The sequence below is a fragment of the Rhodococcus sp. BL-253-APC-6A1W genome (assembly GCF_012843405.1).
GTDB lineage: Bacteria > Actinomycetota > Actinomycetes > Mycobacteriales > Mycobacteriaceae > Rhodococcus.
The window spans coordinates 197,111-216,168 of sequence record NZ_JABAFB010000008.1 but is presented as its reverse complement, the minus strand read 5'-3'; the positions used below and the strand labels follow the sequence as shown (position 1 = coordinate 216,168).

Genomic DNA, 19,058 nt, shown 5'->3' with positions numbered 1-19,058 from the left:
CAGGAGTGCCGGGACGAACAATTATCGGGTGTCAGCGACGGACAGCAGCCGGGTAGCGAGCTCCTCGACGCGGACGGCGATGTCGTCGCGCACCAGGCGCATCCGCTCGATGCCGTCGATGCCGCGTTCGGACGGCTCATCGGTGTCCCAGTTCTCCACGACCGCCCCGGCGGGCGCATCGAGGCGGGCTTCGCCGCCGAGGGTGACCACCAGGTCGACCTCGGTGAGGAGCTGCGGGGCGATCGGCTTGGGATACTCGCCTGCGATGGGGGCGTCGACCTCGCCGAGGACCTGCATCGACAGGGCGTTCAGGGACGATCCGGGTGCGGTGCCCGCGGAGTGGACGGCGATCCGGTCGCCTGCCGTCTTGCGCATGAGGGCGGCCGCCATCTGGGATTTGCCGCCGTTCTTGACACACACGAACAGCACCGACGCAGTGGGCACGACAGTAGTCCCTTCCCGAAGTACACGAATTGACGGGTGAATAGATACCAGTCAATATAGACGCATGTCGAATCAGCTGTCGAATGGGGACGGGCCCTGCTGCCCACCCCTGTCTCGTGAGCCCCTCACCTCCGATTGGGCCACCGACCTGGCCCGCATGTTCAAGGCCCTCGGCGATCCGGTGCGCCTGCGCATGCTCAGCATGATCGCCAGTCATCAGGGCGGGGAAAGTTGCGTGTGCGACATCAGCCCCGCGTTCGACCTGTCGCAGCCCACCATCTCGCACCACCTCAAGGTGCTGCGCGAAGCCGGACTGCTCGACTGTGAACGCCGCGGCACCTGGGTCTACTACCGGGTGCTCCCCGCCGCGCTGGAACAACTGTCCGCGGTGCTCGCCACCGAATCCGGGGTGCTGCCCGGGTCGGCGTGTGCCTGCGCCCCGACCGAACCTCTTCAGGAGATCGTCTCGTGACCACCACCGAACACCGGTCCGTCGCCGGCAAGATGTCGGTCCTCGACCGGTTTCTGGCCGTGTGGATCGGCATCGCCATGGTCACCGGTCTACTGCTCGGCCGTCTCATACCCGGGCTCGGCGACGCACTGAGCGTCATCGAGATCGACAGCATTTCACTGCCGATCGCGCTCGGTTTGTTGATCATGATGTATCCGGTGCTCGCGAAGGTCCGCTACGACCGCCTCGACACCGTCACCGGCGACCGTAAGCTGCTGATCTCGTCGCTGCTCCTCAACTGGGTGCTCGGCCCGGCATTGATGTTCACTCTCGCCTGGCTGCTGCTGCCCGACCTGCCCGAGTACCGCACCGGACTGATCATCGTCGGCCTCGCCCGCTGCATCGCGATGGTCATCATCTGGAACGATCTCGCCTGCGGCGACCGCGAAGCCGCCGCCGTCCTGGTCGCGATCAACTCGGTCTTCCAGGTGATCATGTTCGCCGTGCTCGGCTGGTTCTACCTGTCGATTCTGCCCGGCTGGCTCGGACTCGAGCAGACCACCCTGGATGTCTCGCCGTGGCAGATCGCCAAATCGGTGCTGATCTTCCTCGGTATCCCGCTGGTCGCCGGTTTCTTGACCCGCCACTTCGGTGAGAAGGCGAAAGGCCGCCAGTGGTACGAGGACACGTTCCTGCCGAAGATCGGTCCGTGGGCGCTCTACGGGTTGCTGTTCACGATCGTGATCCTCTTCGCGCTGCAGGGCGAGCAGATCACCTCGCAGCCCTGGGACGTGGTGCGAATCGCGTTGCCGCTGCTCGCGTACTTCGTCCTCATGTGGGGCGGCGGGTTCCTGTTCGGTGCAGCGGTCGGGCTCGGTTACGAGCGCACCACGACGCTCGCGTTCACCGCCGCCGGCAACAACTTCGAACTCGCCATCGCGGTGGCGATCGGCACTTTCGGTGTCACCTCCGGTCAGGCGTTGGCCGGTGTGGTGGGCCCGCTGATCGAGGTGCCCGTCCTCGTGGCTCTGATCTATGTCTCGCTTGCTCTGCGGAAGCGTTTCACCCGTTCGCCTGTCCCCGCTGTGTCGTAAGGCCCGCTGTGTCGTAAGGATCGATCACGTCAGGAGATGTCGATGTCCGAGCACGCTGCTCAGCCGGAATTACTGATGCCTCAGGCGGTGCTGCACCGCAGCGCCGAACATCTCGCCGAGAAGTATGCCGGGGTGTTCTCGGCGCAGACCGTCGAGCGCATGGTGTTCGAGTCGTATGCGGCGCTGCGGCGCACCGCCAAGATCCACACCCATTTGCCCTCGCTGGCCACCCGGTTCGCGGGCGAACGCCTCACTGCTCTGGCGCAGGCCGAGGGCGCCATGCCGAAGGAGGTGCCGGAGGTGCTGTTCGTGTGCGTGCGCAACAGCGGACGTTCGCAGATGGCCGCGGCACTGCTGACTCATCACGGCGCGGGGCGGGTGCACGTGCGCTCCGCCGGATCGGCTCCTGCAGAGGCGATTCATCCTGTCGTGGTCGAGGCGATGGCCGAGATCGGGCTCGATCTCGGCGGCGAATATCCCAAACCTCTGACCGACGATGTGGTGGCAGCTGCCGATGTGGTGATCACCATGGGGTGCGGTGATGCGTGCGCGGTGTATCCGGGTAAGCGCTACCTCGACTGGTCGTTGATCGATCCGGACGACGAGTCGCTGGGCACGGTGCGCGCCGTCCGCGACGATATCGACACTCGCGTGCGGGTGTTGCTGGCGGAACTCGACACCGTTTCTGCCTGAATTCTCTTCGAAAGGACGTCTGTTTTCATGACCACTGATTCCTCGACCGACCGCACACCCTCGGTGTTGTTCGTGTGTGTGCACAACGCCGGCCGTTCCCAGATGGCCGCGGGATTCCTCACCGCGCTGGCCGGCGACCGGGTCGAGGTCCGCTCCGCGGGCTCGGCACCGGCCGAGCAGGTCAACCCGGCCGCCGTCGAGGCCATGGCCGAGGTCGGTATCGACATCTCCGCGCAGAACCCGAAGATCCTCACCGTCGATGCGGTGCAGGCCTCCGATGTGGTGATCACCATGGGGTGCGGCGACACCTGCCCGGTGTTTCCGGGCACGTCGTACCGCGATTGGGTGCTCGAGGATCCGGCCGGGCAAGGGGTCGAGGCGGTGCGTCCGATCCGCGACGAGATCAAAGCCAAGGTCGAGGCGCTGATCGCCGAGCTCGTTCCCGACGTCGCCCGCGCCTGACAGTCCCGAATTCAGTGATCGATGTTCGTGCTGGTGCGCCATGCTCATGCCGGAGACAAACGGAACTGGACCGGTAGCGACGCGGCTCGTCCCTTGAGTTCGTCGGGCGTGGTCCACTCCCGCGGCCTTGTCGACGCGGTGAGTGGAGTGCCCGTTCGAGGCCTGCTGTCGAGCCCGACGGTGCGAGGACGGCAGACACTCGAACCACGAGCAGCGGCCTATTGGCTACCGATCGTCGATCATCCCTTGCTGGCCAAGGAAGCCGGTCAGCAACACCGAAGCAGACTCCGAGGTCAGACCGCAATGACGGGCAGTTCGATCGTGAAGCGTGCCCCACGGCCCGGTCCGTCGCTGTGTGCTCGGATGCGCCCGTGGTGGGCCTCGACGAGGGCACGGGTGATGGTCAGGCCGATACCGCTCCCGCCGTGTCGGCGGTCGCGGGCAGTATCGGCCCGGTAGAAGCGGTCGAAGAGATGGTCGAGGTGATCGGGAGCGATACCCTCGCCGGTATCGGACACCGTGATCTCCACCCGATCGCGGTCTCTTGTGCTGGTGATGGTGACGGTGCCGCCGGGAGGGGTATGGCGTAGGGCGTTGTCGAGCAGGTTGCCCAGGACCTGCCCAATCCGGTCGGGGTCGGCCGTCACGACCATCGAGTCGGTGATCCGGCTGTGCAGTGCGACGCCTTTGCTGTCGTACCGTTCGCGCACCGCATCGACCGCGGCGGTGACGAGGGCGCCGGTGGTGGTGGGCACCGGACGGATGCGGGTGAGGTGTTCTTCGGCGCGCGAGACCGCGGTGATGTCCTGGGCGAGACGACCCAGCCGGTGGGTGGCGGCGCGGAGGATCTGTCGGGTGTCGTCGTCGAGGGTGCGGACGCCGTCGTCGAGGGCTTCGAGATAGGAGTCGAGGGTAGCGATCGGGGTGCGCATCTCGTGGCCGAGATCGGCGAGCATCCGGCGGCGGGTGCTTTCGGTGGCCTCGAGGCGGCGGGCGAGTTCGTTGACGGTCAGGGCAAGGTCGTCGAATTCACGGCCGAGACCGGGTCTGGACACGCGAGTGTCGTACCGGCCGCCGGCGATCCGGGCGGTCGAGGTTGTCACCGCGGTCAACGAGCGTTGAACACGGCGGGTGATGTACCAGCTCACCGCCAATGCCAGCAGCACCGCGACCGCGACCGCCAGACCCCAGGCAAGGACGATCGCCCAGGCGAACGCCTCTTCGACGTGGGCGGCCTGACTCGAGTTGTGGTCGATGCCGGCCTGGCCGAGGTGATCATGGAAGATGCCGGGCGCGAGGGCGGAGGCGACGAGCCAGGCGCTGGCGGCGCAGCCGACCACCACCACGGTCAAGGCGAGGAACAGCCGGGTGCCGAAACTCGAGCCCGCCAGCGCTTGCTGGGGCGATGCGGCTGAACCTCGTCTGCGGTGGGGGCGCCGGGGGATCATTGTCCGGCGCCCATCTTGTAGCCGACCCCGCGCACGGTGCGCACATAGCGGCCACGGGTGGCGTCGTCGCCGAGTTTGCGGCGCAGGTGACCGATGTGCACGTCGACCAGGTGGTCGTCGCCGGTCCAGCTCGGTCCCCACACCGCCGCGATCAGCTGGGCCCGGGTCAGCACAACACCGGGATCGCGGGCCAGGGCGGCGAGGACGTCGAATTCGGTGCGGGTCAAGGCCACCGGCATCCCGGCGACGGTGACTTCCCGGCCGTCCACATCGATGACCAGGTCCCCGACGCTGCGGATCAGGCCGGGGGCGGCCTCGGCCGGTGCGGCGATACCGGTGCGGGGACGGCGCAGCATGGCCTGGATGCGGGCCATCAATTCGCGGGGGCTGAACGGTTTGCTCATGTAGTCGTCCGCGCCGACGGACAGCCCGATGAGGGTATCGATTTCTTCGGTGCGGGCGGTGAGCATCACGACATAGGCGTCGGAGAAGGTCCGCAGTTGCCGGCACACCTCAACCCCGTCCAGATGAGGCAGCCCCAGATCGAGGACCACGACATCGGGGTCGACCTGCCGGGCGAGGGTGACGGCGTCGGCGCCGTCACCGGTAATCGCGGTCTCGAACCCGTCGCGTTCGAGATACGAGCCGATCAGGTTCGCCAACGGTGCCTCGTCCTCGACGACCATCGCCCGCAACCCGGTCGACGGGCGCGGCGGCGCCGCAGGATCGCTGGTCGCGGTGGGAGTGCGAGCGGAGGAGTCCATGGTGTCCATCTTCACCAGCGGGCACCACTGTCGACGATGCCGTGGGGCTTCTTGAGCAAATCTTCATACGACCTCCACAGGAATCCAGGGGTAGGTACGCCAGGCTGAAGGCACGAACCGGAGAAAGGAGGCGACCATGATGGGCTGGGCAGGTGAGCTGACCTGGACCGGATGGATCGTCATGGCCGTGTGCATGTTCGCGTTCTGGGCGGTGGTGATCTATCTGGTAGCCATGATGTTCCGCACCGACCGCGCAAACGGACCCGGCCGCACCAGCCCGGAGTCCGATCCGCTGCGGCTGCTCGAGGCGGGGTTCGCCCGCGGTGACATCGACTCCGAGGAATTCGTGGCTCGTCGCCAGGTGCTGATGCACCCCGGCGACACCACGTCGGTCGAGCACCGGCAGGGGCAGGTTCATGACTGAACTCGGCCGTCGATCCTTCCTTCTCGGATCAATACTTGCCGGAGCCGGAGCCGGAGTCCTGATGGCCTGTTCCGGGTCGGGCTCACCGACCGGCGCCCCCGTGCAGCCCTCGTCGACTGCGGTGCGCCGTCTCGAACAACAACGCCGTCGCCCGGGTCAGCAGGTGGTCTCGGCGCGGTTGACGCCGCGTCCGGTCGAGGTGGACCTCGGCGGGCGCATCGTGTCGACCTGGGGCTATGACCAGCAGCTACCGGGCCCGCTGCTGCGGGCCCGGGCCGGGGATCTGCTGCGGGTGGAGGTGGACAACCAGCTGCCGGCGGAGACGAGTGTGCACTGGCATGGGCTGGCGTTGAGCAACGACATGGACGGTGTGCCCGGGCTGACCCAGGACCCGATCGTGGCCGGCGGGCGGTTCGCCTACGAGTTCACGGTCCCGGATCCGGGCACGTACTTCTACCATTCGCATTCGGGATTGCAGCTCGATCGCGGTCTGTACGGACCGTTGGTCATCGACGATCCGAACGAGCCCGGCGACTACGACCACGAGTGGATCGTGGTGCTCGACGACTGGCTCGACGGCACCGGCCGCACCCCCGACGAGGTGGCCCGCGACCTCGGCATCGGCGCCCCCGCCGGCGCGAGCGGCGACGCCTCGATAGGCGGGATGGACCACGGCGCCATGGGCGGTATGGATATGGGGGAGGAATCGATGCTCTCCCCGTTGCTCGGCGGCGCCGGGGACGTGAGCTATCCGCTTTTCCTGGTCGGCGGACGCGTGCCGGAGGATCCGATGGTCTTGACCGCCACGCCCGGTCAGCGGGCGCGGATCCGGTTCATCAACGCCGGCGCGGACACCGCCTTCCGGGTCGCGCTCGGTGGGCACCGGATGACCGTCACCCACACCGACGGCTTCCCCGTCGTGCCGCAGGACACCGACGCGCTGCTGCTCGGGATGGGCGAGCGTGTCGATGTGCTCGTCACCCTCGGCGACGGCGTCTTCCCCCTGTTCACGCAGGCGGAAGGCAAGACCGGGCACGGGCAGGCCCTGGTACGCACCGCCGCCGGCGAGCTGCCCGCGCAGACCCGTCCGGGCGAGCTGGACCGGCAGGTGCTGCTCGGCACCGACCTGACGCCCCGCGAGTATGTGCGCCTGGCCGACAAGGAGCACGATGTGTATCACAGCGTGGACATGGGCGGAACCATGTCGCCGTACCGGTGGACCCTCAACGGCCGCGCCCACCCCGACATCCCGCCGCTGAACGTCAACGAAGGACAGCGGGTGCGCATGCGGATGCGGAACATGTCGGACATGTTCCACCCGATGCACCTGCACGGCCACACCTTCGCGCTCACCGACACCGGCCTGCGCAAGGACACCGTCACGATCGGGCCGATGCGCACCGTGGAGATCGAATTCGATACCGACAACCCGGGTCAGTGGGCCCTGCACTGCCACAACGCCTATCACCAAGAAGCCGGAATGATGACCACCGTGTCCTACCTGGCCTAATGCTCGCACCGGACGGGCCGTACCCGGCGCCGGTCCCCGCTGCTCCAGTGACCGTTCGAGAAAGGAACACACCCCGATGAACAAGAAGACTCTCGCCGTCGGCGCCACCGCACTGGCGGTGGTGTTCGCCGCGGCCGCGTGCAGCGACACCGGGACCGACACCGGCACCACCGTCGCGACCTCGCCCGCCACGACTTCGGCCACCACCTCGGCGGCCGAGGAGGCCGCGGCGCACAACGACGCCGATGTGATGTTCGCGCAGATGATGCTCCCGCATCACAGTCAGGCGATCGAGATGAGCGACATGCTGCTGGCCAAGGACAACATCCCGGTCGAGGTGACCGACCTGGCCGAGCAGATCAAGGCCGCCCAGGGACCGGAAATCGAGCAGCTCGAAACCTGGCTCGAACAGTGGGGTGAACCCACCGAGATACCCGAAATCGACAACAACGACATGCCCGGCATGGACGAGGGCATGGACAGCGGCATGGAGGGGATGATGAGCGAGGAGGACATGCAGGCGCTGTCCGACGCGCAAGCCGCCGACGCCGCCCGCCTGTTCCTCGAGCAGATGATCGCCCACCACGAAGGCGCAGTCGAGATGGCGCAGACCGAAATCGAGGACGGACAGTTCCCCGACGCGGTGGAGATGGCCCGCACCATCGTCGAGACCCAGCAGCAGGAGATCGAGACCATGCGCCAGTTGCTGACCACCCTGTAACCGGTACCACCCGGTTTCCACTCGGCCCGCCACCCCAGGAGGCTTTGCGATGTCGCATCCGGAGCACGGACACCCCCAGCCAGGCCCGGCGCCTGCCGGACACGATCACGGCGCCGACGTCCAGAGTCCGCCACCTCAGCAGCACGATGCTCACGCCGGGCACGGTGAACATCTCGCCTACGTCGGCCCCACCACCGACGCTGAGCACGGCGGCCATGGCGGTCATGATCGGCACGCCGGGCACGGGGCACACGGAGAGATGTTCCGCCGCCGGTTCTGGGTGTCCCTGGCGCTGTCGATACCGGTGGTGTTCTTCAGTCACATGGTCGCGGATCTGCTCGGCTACACCATGCCGGATTTCCCTGGGGCCATGTGGATTCCGCCGGTGTTGGGCACGGTGATCTTCGTCTACGGCGGCATGCCGTTCCTCACCGGCGGCTGGGCCGAACTCCGCTCGCGCCGGCCCGGGATGATGCTGCTGATCGCCATGGCGATCAGCGTCGCGTTCCTCGCCTCCTGGGTCACCACCTTGGGTCTCGGCGGGTTCAACCTGGACTTCTGGTGGGAACTGGCCCTGCTGATCGTGATCATGCTGCTCGGGCACTGGCTCGAGATGCGGGCCCTCGGCGCAGCCTCCGGCGCTCTCGACGCGCTCGCCGCGATGCTGCCGGACACCGCGGAGAAGATCACCGCCGACGGCATTGCCGAAGTGCCCTTGTCGGAGCTGAATCGGGGGGATCTGGTCCTGGTGCGGGCCGGAGCACGGGTGCCCGCCGACGGCACCGTCACCGACGGCCGTGCCGAGGTCGACGAATCGATGATCACCGGCGAATCCAAAGCGGTCGCCCGTGAGGTCGGGGACACCGTGGTCGCCGGCACCGTCGCGACCGACAGCGCCCTGCGGGTGCGCATCACCGCGGTCGGCGAGGACACCGCCCTGGCCGGCATCGGGCGTATGGTCGCCGACGCCCAGGCCTCCTCCTCCCGCGCCCAAGCACTGGCGGACAAGGCCGCAGCGTTCCTGTTCTACTTCGCCGCCGTCGCAGGCATCGTCACCTTTACGGTGTGGTCGCTGCTCGGCAACCTCGACGAAGCGGTGGTGCGCACCGTCACCGTCCTGGTCATCGCCTGCCCGCACGCTCTCGGGTTGGCCATTCCGCTGGTGATCGCGATTTCCACCGAACGCGCCGCCCGGGCCGGGGTGCTGGTCAAGGATCGGCTCTCGCTCGAACGCATGCGCACCGTCGATGTGGTGCTGTTCGACAAGACCGGCACCTTGACCCAGGGTCGGCATCAGGTCACCGGTGTGGTCGCCACGGCCGGCACCTCCGAAGAAGACCTGTTGGCGCTCGCCGCGGCGGTCGAGGCCGACAGCGAGCACCCCGTTGCCCGAGCCATCGTCGCCGCTGCGGAAACTCGGGTCCCGGCCGCCGCGCAGGTCACCGCCACCGACTTTCGGTCCTTGCCCGGCCGCGGGGTCCGCGCGCTCGTCGACGGCACCGAGGTGACGGTCGGCGGCCCGGCGATGCTGGCCGATTTGCGGTTGTCGGTGCCCGCCGACGTCACCGCCGTGACCGGGCAGTGGGTAGCACGCGGAGCGTCGGTGCTGCACGTCGCCGAAGGGGACCGGGTGCTCGGGGCCGTGGCACTTGAGGACGCCGTGCGCGAGGAATCGCGTCAGGCCATCGACGCCCTGCACGCCCGCGGGGTGAAGGTCGCGATGATCACCGGGGACGCGCGGCAGGTCGCCGACGCCGTGGCCGCCGACCTCGGGATCGACGAAGTGTTCGCCGAGGTACTGCCCGAGCACAAGGACGCCAAGGTCACCGAACTGCACAATCGCGGACACAAGGTCGCCATGGTCGGCGACGGGGTCAACGACGCCCCCGCATTGGCCCGCGCCGATGTCGGTGTCGCGATCGGTGCCGGCACCGATGTGGCCATCGAATCCGCCGGGGTCGTGCTCGCAGCGAACGATCCGCGGGCGGTGCTCTCGATCATCGCACTCTCGCATGCCAGCTACCGGAAGATGTGGCAGAACCTGGTGTGGGCCACCGGCTACAACATCATCGCCGTGCCCCTCGCTGCCGGGGTGCTCGCCTTCGCCGGGGTCGCGATCTCGCCCGCGGTCGCCGCGATCCTCATGTCCGTCTCCACGATCGTCGTGGCGCTCAACGCCCAGCTGTTGCGGCGCCTCGACCTCGACCCCACCCGCCTGGCTCGCACCTGAGCCGGCACCCGATCGATCCGAAACGAGCTTTTTCTTCTCATGTCGAGTTTTCCCCTGCGCCGGTGGGCGCATGTCCTGGTTCCTGTTGCTGCGGCGGCCGTGCTCGCTGGTTGTACGACCGGTGAACAATCCGCAGCACCAGTAAGTTCGGCCTCTCCGTCTGCAGCCTCGGAGGTGCCCGGCACAGCATTGGAACCGGCACTCGACCATCTGCACGGTCTGCACCTCGATTCCGGCGGTGTGGTGCTGGCCGGCACCCACACCGGCCTCGTCGAGATCGCCGCGAACGGGCGCACCGCCCGCGTCGGTGACTCCGACGACGACTTCATGGGACTGACCGGGGCGCCGGGCACCGACCGTCTCTTCGCGTCCGGGCATCCGGGGCCGTCGAGTTCGGCCCCGAATCCGCTGGGGCTGATCGACAGCACCGACGGCGGCCGTACCTGGACGCCGAAATCTTTGACCGGCGAGGTGGATTTTCATGCCCTGTCCACCGACGGTGAGCTGCTGGTCGGGTTCGACGGCGTCACCGGATTGCTGACCTCCACCGATGGTGGAACCAGCTGGACCGCAGGTGCCCCGGTGGCCGCGGCCGCGCTCGCCGTCACCGAGGCCGGGGTGTGGGCGAGCACCGCTGCCGGGCTGCAGCACAGCACCGACGGCGGGCGCACCTTCACCGTGGTGCCCGGCGCCCCGACCCTGGCGCTTCTCTCCGCCGCGCACGACGGCTCGTTGTGGGGCATCGACACCGCCGGCGCCGCGTGGCGCAGCCGTACCGGCCAGAGCTGGGAGCAGCACGCGGTGGTCGGTGCGGTCGAGGCAGTGCTCGCCGTCGACTTCGACACCGCGTACGCCGCGACCGCGCAGACGCTCTATCCGCTGGGCTGACCCGAACCTGCTCCCCATTGTTCTCGGGGTAGATGAAGGGATCCGGCATGTCGTCCGTCGGAGATGCGTGCCCTGCACCGGGACTCGATCCGCTCTCTGCTCTCGATATGGCCGGCACGGTGACCACCGGGGTGAGGTGGTCTCGACCGCACCACCGGCCGGTGTCCGAGCCGGGTGGTCAGGGAGGTTCGGAAAGACCGGGGCGGGCCGCGGGGCATTGTGGCCGTCGCTCGGAGCGCTGGTAAGTGATGTGATCACCGCCCTGACTACAAACGGAGCCTTGTTCCAGGGGGAGTATCGGCCAGAGGTCGGGGCAGGTCTTACGTGGTCACGAATGACGTGAGCACGTAGTGGTGTTCGACCAGTACGTTTTCAGGGTTGAACTCCGCCATGATCACTACCTCGATGCACCTGCGAACATTACGAGCATCGTTGCCTCGCCCCTAACTCGTCAATCTGCAGCGGTGTGTCCTGTCAGTCTTGCCGGGACCCGACGAGATCCAGCTCGAGTCGGTGATGTCGCCGCGAGATGCATTCTTCGGCCGTGCGGAAATGATCGCGGCAGACAAGGCCGCCGGCCGTATCGCAGCCGAGCAGATCACCCCGTATCCCCCGGGCATCCCCGCGGTGGTGCCCGGCGAGCGGCTCGATCGGGCGGTTCTCGACTACCTGCGCAGCGGACCGGGCGCGGGGATGACTCTCCCCGACGCAACCGACGCGACACTAGAAAAGCTACGTGTGGTCGTCGAGGACTGACGTCGGTCCGGAACAGACGGAACCCACCTGCCCTCCGCCGAGGTCGAGCGCGGCGGTCGCCTCAGGCCGGCTGGACGGCCGCAGTCAGGAACAGGGACGCGAGCATCGCAGGCGCCCGATGCACGCTGACGCAGGGGATTCCTGCCGCGCGGACGTCGTAGATCACCTTCGCCTCCGTCGGAGAACACATACCGTCGAGGACCTCCTCGGTGGCCACTGCGCCCCAGACATCTCCGGCCGCGGGAATGTCTCGCGTCGTCAGCCACCCGTGTTCGTCCGCCCAACTCTGCACCGCGTCCCAGTGAGCGCGGGCGGCAGCATCGCACGGCGTGCCCACCAACACCACATATCTCTGCGGAGACGTCATTGTCACCCTCACCTTCTCGTAGCGGCCGGCTGTGTCCGGCGCCGTGTAGCAACGCCGGACACCCTCCCCGGGTATCAGTACAGATACCGCGGCGTGTCCCCGGGTAAACCTGAGGGTGAGGTGGTGCTGCCCACGATCCGGGTGGAACGCCGCCGCGACGCGGTCACGCCGTGGCGGGCCCCGAGTCGACGAGTCGGGTCGCAAGCTCGGAAAGAGGAGTGTTGGTGTCCTGCGACAGCCGCCGCAGCATGTCGAAGGCACGCAGCGCGTCGATACCGTAGCGCTCCATGATGATGCCCTTGGCCTGGCCGATGACATCCCTGGTTGCGAGAGCCGAGGTGAGTTGTTCCTGAACACGGGCAGCCGTGATCGCCGTGGCAGCTTGTGCGGCCAGGACATCGACGAGGGCCTCGTCCCCGGCATCGAACGCATCCGCGACGCGGGAATGGAGATTCAAGGTCCCGACCTCGTCGCGGTGGGTGTACAAGCGCACCGAGAGGCAGCTGAGGACTCCCGCGTCGACCGCGGCCGACGCGTACGCCGGCCATCGCGTCTCGGTACGCAAGTCCGCGCACCGGACGATGGGGTCGGACCTGGCAGCGTCGAGGCACGGGCCTTCGCCCAGTTTGATCTGCATTGCCTCGAGCTGCGCGGCCAGAGGCGAGGTGGCAGCGGTGGATCGAAATTGTTCCCGATCGACCGAGAGGAGAATGCCGATACCGTCGGCCGCACCGATCAGTTCTGCCGCCGACGCAGCGATCCGATACAACGTGCTGTCGAGATCCTCGGGAACGAAGAACTCACGCGCCAGCACTCCGATCCGTCGGCTGATCTCCGCCGAGGTCGGAAAACCGGCCGGAGCGCCTTCGCCCCGTTCCCACCCGTCCATACTCGATAGTTCCACGGTGTAGCGCAGGGAGCAGCAAGCAGCAAGCAGATAATTCTACCGAATTCGCGTTACGAAGGTTCGGTGCGCTCTTCGGCGATCCACCGGGAAAGGATGACGAGCGGAATCCCGGTGTCCTGCGAAAGCTTGATGAGCATGCCGAACGCACGGTCGGCGGGGATGCCGAATCGCTCCATCATCATGCCTTTGGCCTGGCCGATGACGTCACGGTTCAGCACTGCGGAATGCAGCTTCAGTTCGTCCCGTCCCGCGGCGATGGCGATGGCGATGGCCGCATGCGCCGCGAACGCCTCCCCGACCGCAATCGATTCGCCGCCGAATACGTTCGGTGACGTGGCGAACAAATTCAACGCCCCCGCGGTGCTCGCCGAGGTGTACAGCTGGAACGACAGAATGCTGCGCACCCCCGCGTCGAGCGCTTCGGGGGTGAATCGAGGCCATCGGGTCTCCGACACGAGATCGTCGCTGAGGGTGGTGAAGGCACCCATTGCGGCATCGACGCACGGTCCTTCCCTGAGCCGCTCCTGCGCACGGTCGAGTTCGACGGGCAACAGCGACGTCGGGGCATGGGATTCGAACGTGTTGTCCCCGCTGATGAGCAGGATGTCCGCGCTCTCGACGCCGGGAATCAAGTCGACCGCAGAGCCGGTGACCGTGCGCAGTACACCCTCGAGGTCGCGCTGCCCGGACAGAGATCGCGCCAGTGCTGCCAGCGAATCCACCAAGTTGTTGTCGATCGGCTCTGCCATGAGAGCGCCCTCTTCCGCATCGACCACGATGTCGCTGACGAGGCGAAAAAGTGCCCGGGCCAAGTTGCCCGTGACCTCCACGCTACCCCTGATTCGTGCCCAGGGACCTGTAGCGCTGCGCGTGCTCCGGAACCCGGAGCGGACCTGTCTTGTCCGATGCGAGCGCAGCCCCACGTGGTTCCGGGAGCTCGGTCAGGCGGAGGGGTCGCCGCCGAGTTGGGCGGGACCCGCCTCGACAATTCTGGCCGCGACTTCGGCAAGCGCAATATTGCTGTCCTGGGAGAGCTTGCGCAGCAACTCGAAAGCGCGTACGGAATCGACGCCGAACCGCTCCATGATCATGCCTTTGGCCTGACCGATGATGTCGCGGCTCGCCAGTGCCGACGAGAAGTTCTGGTGGTCACGTGCGGCACTCAACGCCATTGCTGCCTGCGCGGCCAGCACCTCGGTGATCGCCTCCGCGTCCGTGTCGAAAGCATTCGGCTTGAACGAGAACAGATTCAGCGCACCCATCGAGTCCTTCTCGACGTAGAGCTGGAACGACAAAGTGCTGAGCACTCCTGCCTGGACCGCTTCGCGGGAGAAACGCGGCCACCGTGTCTCGGTCCGAAGATCATCCGTCCTTACGATGAGATTCTTGTACGCAGCATCGAGGCATGGCCCCTCGCCGAGCTTCTCCTGCACGGCATCGAGTTCTTCCGGCAAAGTCGAGGTAGCGGCGTACGATTCGACCTTCCTCCTGCCGGTCACCACGAGGACGTCGGCGCAGTCGGCGTCCGGCACCAGTTCGACCGCAGCGGTGGTGACACCGCGCAACGTATCCGCGAGACTGCTGGGACGGTAGAACTCGCGTGCCAGCTTCGCCATCTGGCGACCGAGGTCCTGTGGTTCCGCCGACGCATTCATGAGCAGGTCCTTTCTTCGGCTGGAAAAGGCACACCGTACGCCGACCGTGCGGGAGGTTGCCTACACATGCCGCCAGCCGCCTGCCACCGAGGTGATGTGTCCGCCTCGCGTCGTCCGACGGCTCGGACGTCGACCACTGTGTCGATCCCGCGCCGGCCCCTTACCTTCGACCGTTGCCTTCATGAGCGGGACCTTCCATCGCGAATCAGGGGTTCCCGGGTCGGTCCCGAAGGAAACGTCCCAGTGCCGATCACGCTGTGGGAGACGACGGTGTGCATTCCGAGCGGTCCCCTTACCGCGGACGACGGGACCGGCCTCGGTGGAGGTCAGACGGTCAGCAGCACCCTGATCGCGCGGCGTTCGTCCATCGCTCGGTAGCCCTCCGCTGCCTCTACGCCGCCGGGCCCGGAAACAGTTTTCGCGGCCACGTACCTCCTCGACGCCGCTCTCGGGACGCTCGGCGTCGTCACCGGCATGATCAGTGGAGTCACCGTGCGCGGTCCCGGCGGCGCCCGTCCAGCCACGCGAGCGACCCCCGAAGCGGCGGTGCTCCAGCGCATCCTCGCCGAGTTCCGGGAGCAGGACGTGGGCGCGGTGCCGATGGAAGTGTCGTCTCACGCCATCGTCCAAGGCCTCGTGGACGGCGTGTGGTTCCGCACCGTTGCGTTCACCAACCTCGGACCCGATCATCTGGACTTCCACGAAACGATGGACCGCTACTTCGCCACCAAAGCCGCCCTGTTCACCCCGGACCGCGCAAAGGCCGCCGTCGTCAATCGCGACGACGAATACGCGAGGCGATTGGCGGCGACCGCGAGGATACCGGTGTGGACCCACTCGACGAACGACACGCATGCGGATCTGTACGCCGGCGAAATACGTTGCGGTGCCGACGGAACCGACTTTTCTCTGCACACACCCGACGGGTATGCCCGAGTCCGCCTTTCCCTTCTCGGACCGCACCAGGTGGGTAACGCGTTGACCGCTCTCACGTCGCTCGCCGCCACCGGTGCCGACGTACTGGGTGCGGCGGCGGGCCTCGAGACTCTGCACGGCGTCCCCGGGCCGCCTCGACGCCGGCCAGGATTTCCTCGCCCTCGTGGACTACATGCACAACACGTCGGGCCAGAAAGAGTTGTTGCCGTTTCTGCGCTCGCTGACGGCCGGCGGGCTGCTCATCCTCGTGATCGGCGCGACCGGCGACCGGGATCCGAGCAAACGGTTCCCGCTCGGGCACACTGCCGCCGCGTACGCAGACGTCGTCGTCACCTGATCCGGTGACGAGCAAGCGCCGACTGCTATCCGGCGTCCGGTACCGGCACTCCAGCCTGCCTGCGCGGTTGTAACTGGGTGGCGCTCGCCAGTCCGATGACGAGGAATCCCGCCGCGAAGAACAACGACCACCTGGTGGCGTCCGCGAAACCTTCCGACAGGGCCTCGGCGGTCTCGGGACCGGCCGGACCGAGACGGCCGTCGTCGCCCTGATCGCGGATGATCGGAATGGTGCTGCCTGCCGAGTCCCGGGTGCTGTCGACCAAGCCGGACTGCACCTGCGCCGGTAGAGGACTCGATTCGAGGCGGTCGGTGAGGCTGTGCGCCAAGCCGAGCGAGAGCACGGTCCCGAGGATGGCCGTGCCCAGGGCTGCGCCGAGCTGCCGGGAGGTGCTCTGAATGGCAGACCCCTCCCCCGACTCCGCTGTCGGGATATCGACCAGCACGGTTCCGGTGAGCTGGGCGGACGCGAGGCCCAAGCCCATGCCGTAGATCGCGAGCAGCAGCGCGAGCAGGACGGAGCTCGCCGACGGGCGGAGGTACAGCGCGAAGGCGAGCACCCCGATCACTTCCAGCGTCAGACCCAGCATGACGGTACGGGGAGCTCCGAGTTTCCCGGTGACGAAGCGCGCCGAAGCCCCGGAAGCGAACGCGCCCAGCGCCATTACTGCCAGCACATAGCCGGCGCCGAGGGTACTGAGTCCGTAGGCGTTCACGAGGAACAGCGGTAGCACCAGCAGGAGCCCGAATTCTCCGATCGCCACCGTCATCGCGGTGGTGTTTCCCCAGCTGAAGGTTCGGATCCGGAACAGGGTCAGGTCGAGGATTGCGGACCGCCGGAGGCCGGCACGGTGTCGCTCCCACATCACGAACGCCCCGAGGGTGACAACTCCCACCACAGCGACAACCGGGGTCGCCGAGATCGGCGCGGTCTCCGGCCACGTCACCCCGAAGACCCTCAGATCGGCGATCGGTTTCCACCAGCCGATCTTCTGCCCCTCGATGAGGGCGAACACCAGCGCGCCGAACCCGATCGCACTCAGAATCGGCCCCAGGACATCGAGTCCGGGAACCGTGGTCTTCGACCGGGTCTCGGGCACGAACAGCACCGCTCCGATGATGACGAGGATGCCGATCGGCACATTCACGAGGAAGATCCACGGCCAGGTGAACGAGGTCGTCAGCCAACCTCCCAGCAACGGACCGACGGCTGCCATCCCCGAGATCACCGCACCCCACACGCCGAACGCGACTGCTCGGTCCCTGCCGCGGAAGGTGGCGTTGACCGTCGAAAGTGTGCAGGGAAGAACGAGGGCACCTCCGATGCCCTGAACGACGCGGGCAGAGATCAACGTGGTGGAACTGTCCGACGCCGCTGCGGCCAGGCTTCCGCAGATGAACACGAGCACCCCGATGATGAACAGCATTCGGCGACCGGCTCGGTCGCCGAGCCTTCCCGTCGTGAGCAACAATGCCGCGAACACGACCGAATAGATGCTGTTGATCCACTGCGCGTCGGTCAGATCCAGGTTCAGGTCGTCGATGATGACCGGGAGGGAGACGTTGACAATCGTGCCGTCGACGACGATCAACGACAGTCCCAGGGCCAGGACGCCGAGTCCGATCCACTTCCGGCGGCCCACGTCGACTTCAGGATCAGGGGTTTCCATCGTCATCGGAGGCTTCCTTTCCCGGCTGCGGAGTTCGTCGCCCTGGACAGCACCGCACCATCGACGGAACTCAGGGAGTGAGCATCACCTTGATCGCTCGACGTTCATCCATTGCGCGGTAGCCCTCGGCTGCCTCGTCGAGAGGCAGAGTCAGATCGAATACGGCTCCTGGGTCGATGGCGCGGTTCCAGATCAGGTCGATCAACTCCGGCAGGAAGCGCCGTACCGGGGCGGGCCCGCCGTGCAGATGCACCTCGGCGAAGAACAGTTCTCCGCCGGGCAGCGATACGTCATGGGACACACCGACATACCCGACGTGCCCACCCGGCCGTGTCGAGCGGATCGCCTGCATCATCGACTCCTGGGTGCCGACGGCCTCGATCACCGAGTGCGCTCCCAGTCCGGAAGTGAGGTCCTTGATTCTCCCGACGCCCTCGTCCCCGCGCTCCTCGACGATGTCGGTGGCTCCGAACTCGCGCGCCAGCTCTTGACGATCGGCGTGGCGGCTCATGGCGATGATCCGTTCGGCGCCGAGCTGTTTCGCTGCCATGACCCCCAGTAGCCCCACTGCACCGTCACCGACGACTGCGACGGTCTTACCGGGGCCTGCCTCCGCAGCAACCGCGGCGAACCACCCGGTTCCGAGTACATCCGACGCTGCCAGGAGCGAGGGGATGAGATCCGGGTCGGGTGGGCCGGGCGTCCGGACGAGTGTGCCGTCGGCCAACGGGACGCGCGCGTACTCGGCCTGGGTGCCTATGGCACCCATCGGTACGGCGTGCACGCACCGGGACTGATAACCGGCGCGGCAGATCTCACAGGTGTTGTCGGATGCGAAGAACGAACCGACCACGAAGTCCCCGACCGCGACGTCGGCAACCGCATCGCCTATCCGGGTGACCGTTCCGACGTACTCGTGACCCATCGGCATGTGGTCGACAGGGTCTGCGCCGCGGTAGGGCCACAGATCGGAACCACAAATGCAGGTGGCGGCCAATCGGATGACGGCGTCGGTCGGCTCGAGTATCTCCGGATCCGGACGGTCCGCGATCCGCACCTCGCCGGGCCCGTCGAGAATGACTCCACGCATGAGATCTCCTTCGTCTGCCGACACGGATTCCGGTTCACCCGTTTCGGGTTCGGGGTTCCGCCCGCGTCCGAAAGGTCAACTTCGGCGATCAACGACGCGAACGTGCACTCCGTTCGGGTGCTGCTCACGCAGCCCGCGGCGTTCCCGCTACCGATCACGGCTGCACTGCTCTCCAGGTCACAGTACGGGCAATTGCCGTTCGGAAAGTGCAT

Annotated in this window: 19 protein-coding genes and 3 pseudogenes; 13 read left to right on the top strand and 9 right to left on the bottom strand. The window is 67.0% G+C overall.

All coding sequences use genetic code 11. The features are described 5' to 3' along the window. Positions 1–21 precede the first annotated feature (21 nt). Positions 22–444: a low molecular weight phosphatase family protein gene (locus HF877_RS14740; protein ID WP_169621930.1), complete on the bottom strand. Its 423-nt coding sequence runs from the start codon at positions 442–444 to the stop codon at positions 22–24. 64 nt (positions 445–508) lie between these two features. Here HF877_RS14740 and HF877_RS14735 point away from each other — a divergent pair, with 64 nt between their 5' ends. From HF877_RS14735 to HF877_RS14715, 5 genes and pseudogenes are all read left to right on the top strand, one after another. After that, positions 509–916 carry a metalloregulator ArsR/SmtB family transcription factor gene (locus HF877_RS14735; protein WP_169621929.1) on the top strand — a complete coding sequence of 136 codons (408 nt, stop codon included), beginning with the start codon at positions 509–511 and terminating at the stop codon, positions 914–916. Positions 917–948: 32 nt separating this feature from the next. Continuing rightward, positions 949–1,989, top strand: coding sequence for an ACR3 family arsenite efflux transporter (gene arsB, locus HF877_RS14730; RefSeq protein ID WP_169621981.1), 1,041 nt, complete (start codon positions 949–951; stop codon positions 1,987–1,989). 42 nt (positions 1,990–2,031) lie between these two features. Next, positions 2,032–2,682 (top strand): arsenate reductase ArsC, encoded by a 651-nt coding sequence (locus HF877_RS14725; protein ID WP_169621928.1) that lies wholly within the window; start codon positions 2,032–2,034, stop codon positions 2,680–2,682. Between the two features lie 27 nt (positions 2,683–2,709). After that, positions 2,710–3,144, top strand: a complete 435-nt coding sequence (locus tag HF877_RS14720) for an arsenate reductase ArsC (RefSeq protein ID WP_169621927.1) — start codon at positions 2,710–2,712, stop codon at positions 3,142–3,144. A gap of 21 nt (positions 3,145–3,165) precedes the next feature. Then, positions 3,166–3,384, top strand: a pseudogene (locus HF877_RS14715) (histidine phosphatase family protein); the annotation flags it as partial. 53 nt (positions 3,385–3,437) lie between these two features. Here HF877_RS14715 and HF877_RS14710 read toward each other — a convergent pair. Next, on the bottom strand, positions 3,438–4,592 hold the full coding sequence (locus HF877_RS14710; RefSeq protein ID WP_169621926.1) for an ATP-binding protein: 1,155 nt from the start codon (positions 4,590–4,592) through the stop codon (positions 3,438–3,440). Continuing rightward, positions 4,589–5,278, bottom strand: a complete 690-nt coding sequence (locus HF877_RS14705; RefSeq protein WP_240952482.1) for a response regulator transcription factor — start codon at positions 5,276–5,278, stop codon at positions 4,589–4,591. The genes HF877_RS14710 and HF877_RS14705 overlap by 4 nt, the downstream gene beginning before the upstream one ends. Before the next feature lie 214 nt (positions 5,279–5,492). Between HF877_RS14705 and HF877_RS14700 the strand changes: the two genes are divergently transcribed. The 6 genes and pseudogenes from HF877_RS14700 to HF877_RS14675 all read left to right on the top strand — a co-directional run. Then, positions 5,493–5,780: an SHOCT domain-containing protein gene (locus tag HF877_RS14700; protein WP_169621925.1), complete on the top strand. Its 288-nt coding sequence runs from the start codon at positions 5,493–5,495 to the stop codon at positions 5,778–5,780. Further along, positions 5,773–7,290 carry a multicopper oxidase family protein gene (locus HF877_RS14695; protein WP_169621924.1) on the top strand — a complete coding sequence of 506 codons (1,518 nt, stop codon included), beginning with the start codon at positions 5,773–5,775 and terminating at the stop codon, positions 7,288–7,290. The genes HF877_RS14700 and HF877_RS14695 overlap by 8 nt, the downstream gene beginning before the upstream one ends. 76 nt (positions 7,291–7,366) lie before the next feature. Beyond that, positions 7,367–8,011: a DUF305 domain-containing protein gene (locus HF877_RS14690; protein WP_169621923.1), complete on the top strand. Its 645-nt coding sequence runs from the start codon at positions 7,367–7,369 to the stop codon at positions 8,009–8,011. 259 nt (positions 8,012–8,270) lie between these two features. After that, positions 8,271–10,241, top strand: coding sequence for a heavy metal translocating P-type ATPase (locus HF877_RS14685; protein WP_206037169.1), 1,971 nt, complete (start codon positions 8,271–8,273; stop codon positions 10,239–10,241). A 39-nt stretch (positions 10,242–10,280) separates the two neighbouring features. After that, complete coding sequence (locus HF877_RS14680) at positions 10,281–11,129, top strand: F510_1955 family glycosylhydrolase (protein ID WP_169621921.1); 849 nt, start codon at positions 10,281–10,283, stop codon at positions 11,127–11,129. 480 nt (positions 11,130–11,609) lie between these two features. Continuing rightward, positions 11,610–11,885 (top strand): annotated as a pseudogene (locus HF877_RS14675) (ornithine decarboxylase); the annotation flags it as partial. A 61-nt stretch (positions 11,886–11,946) separates the two neighbouring features. Here HF877_RS14675 and HF877_RS14670 read toward each other — a convergent pair. From HF877_RS14670 to HF877_RS14655, 4 genes are all read right to left on the bottom strand, one after another. Continuing rightward, complete coding sequence (locus tag HF877_RS14670; protein WP_169621920.1) at positions 11,947–12,252, bottom strand: hypothetical protein; 306 nt, start codon at positions 12,250–12,252, stop codon at positions 11,947–11,949. Positions 12,253–12,415: 163 nt separating this feature from the next. After that, positions 12,416–13,141 (bottom strand): GAF and ANTAR domain-containing protein, encoded by a 726-nt coding sequence (locus tag HF877_RS14665; protein ID WP_169621919.1) that lies wholly within the window; start codon positions 13,139–13,141, stop codon positions 12,416–12,418. Positions 13,142–13,209: 68 nt separating this feature from the next. Next, positions 13,210–13,989 carry a GAF and ANTAR domain-containing protein gene (locus tag HF877_RS14660; protein WP_346765171.1) on the bottom strand — a complete coding sequence of 260 codons (780 nt, stop codon included), beginning with the start codon at positions 13,987–13,989 and terminating at the stop codon, positions 13,210–13,212. A gap of 111 nt (positions 13,990–14,100) precedes the next feature. Continuing rightward, positions 14,101–14,814, bottom strand: coding sequence for a GAF and ANTAR domain-containing protein (locus HF877_RS14655; RefSeq protein WP_169621918.1), 714 nt, complete (start codon positions 14,812–14,814; stop codon positions 14,101–14,103). A 474-nt stretch (positions 14,815–15,288) separates the two neighbouring features. Between HF877_RS14655 and HF877_RS21385 the strand changes: the two are divergent. Then, positions 15,289–15,747: pseudogene (locus HF877_RS21385) on the top strand (Mur ligase family protein); the annotation flags it as partial. 76 nt (positions 15,748–15,823) lie between these two features. Beyond that, positions 15,824–16,087 carry a cyanophycin synthetase gene (locus HF877_RS21380; protein ID WP_346765170.1) on the top strand — a complete coding sequence of 88 codons (264 nt, stop codon included), beginning with the start codon at positions 15,824–15,826 and terminating at the stop codon, positions 16,085–16,087. Positions 16,088–16,112: 25 nt separating this feature from the next. Here HF877_RS21380 and HF877_RS14645 read toward each other — a convergent pair whose 3' ends face one another. Further along, positions 16,113–17,762, bottom strand: coding sequence for a DHA2 family efflux MFS transporter permease subunit (locus HF877_RS14645; RefSeq protein ID WP_169621917.1), 1,650 nt, complete (start codon positions 17,760–17,762; stop codon positions 16,113–16,115). Positions 17,763–17,826: 64 nt separating this feature from the next. After that, on the bottom strand, positions 17,827–18,846 hold the full coding sequence (locus HF877_RS14640; protein ID WP_169621916.1) for a zinc-dependent alcohol dehydrogenase family protein: 1,020 nt from the start codon (positions 18,844–18,846) through the stop codon (positions 17,827–17,829). Positions 18,847–19,058 lie beyond the last annotated feature (212 nt).

Bases quoted from the DNA above. Each gene is read 5' to 3' on its own strand.
- HF877_RS14735 (WP_169621929.1), top strand. From the start codon at position 509: ATGTCGAATCAGCTGTCGAATGGGGACGGGCCCTGCTGCCCACCCCTG.
- arsB (WP_169621981.1), top strand. From the start codon at position 949: ATGTCGGTCCTCGACCGGTTTCTGGCCGTGTGGATCGGCATCGCCATG.
- HF877_RS14725 (WP_169621928.1), top strand. From the start codon at position 2,032: ATGTCCGAGCACGCTGCTCAGCCGGAATTACTGATGCCTCAGGCGGTG.
- HF877_RS14720 (WP_169621927.1), top strand. From the start codon at position 2,710: ATGACCACTGATTCCTCGACCGACCGCACACCCTCGGTGTTGTTCGTG.
- HF877_RS14710 (WP_169621926.1), bottom strand. From the start codon at position 4,592: ATGATCCCCCGGCGCCCCCACCGCAGACGAGGTTCAGCCGCATCGCCC.
- HF877_RS14705 (WP_240952482.1), bottom strand. From the start codon at position 5,278: ATGGTCGTCGAGGACGAGGCACCGTTGGCGAACCTGATCGGCTCGTAT.
- HF877_RS14700 (WP_169621925.1), top strand. From the start codon at position 5,493: ATGATGGGCTGGGCAGGTGAGCTGACCTGGACCGGATGGATCGTCATG.
- HF877_RS14695 (WP_169621924.1), top strand. From the start codon at position 5,773: ATGACTGAACTCGGCCGTCGATCCTTCCTTCTCGGATCAATACTTGCC.
- HF877_RS14690 (WP_169621923.1), top strand. From the start codon at position 7,367: ATGAACAAGAAGACTCTCGCCGTCGGCGCCACCGCACTGGCGGTGGTG.
- HF877_RS14685 (WP_206037169.1), top strand. From the start codon at position 8,271: ATGTTCCGCCGCCGGTTCTGGGTGTCCCTGGCGCTGTCGATACCGGTG.
- HF877_RS14680 (WP_169621921.1), top strand. From the start codon at position 10,281: ATGTCGAGTTTTCCCCTGCGCCGGTGGGCGCATGTCCTGGTTCCTGTT.
- HF877_RS14670 (WP_169621920.1), bottom strand. From the start codon at position 12,252: ATGACGTCTCCGCAGAGATATGTGGTGTTGGTGGGCACGCCGTGCGAT.
- HF877_RS14665 (WP_169621919.1), bottom strand. From the start codon at position 13,141: ATGGACGGGTGGGAACGGGGCGAAGGCGCTCCGGCCGGTTTTCCGACC.
- HF877_RS14655 (WP_169621918.1), bottom strand. From the start codon at position 14,814: ATGAATGCGTCGGCGGAACCACAGGACCTCGGTCGCCAGATGGCGAAG.
- HF877_RS14645 (WP_169621917.1), bottom strand. From the start codon at position 17,762: ATGACGATGGAAACCCCTGATCCTGAAGTCGACGTGGGCCGCCGGAAG.
- HF877_RS14640 (WP_169621916.1), bottom strand. From the start codon at position 18,846: ATGCGTGGAGTCATTCTCGACGGGCCCGGCGAGGTGCGGATCGCGGAC.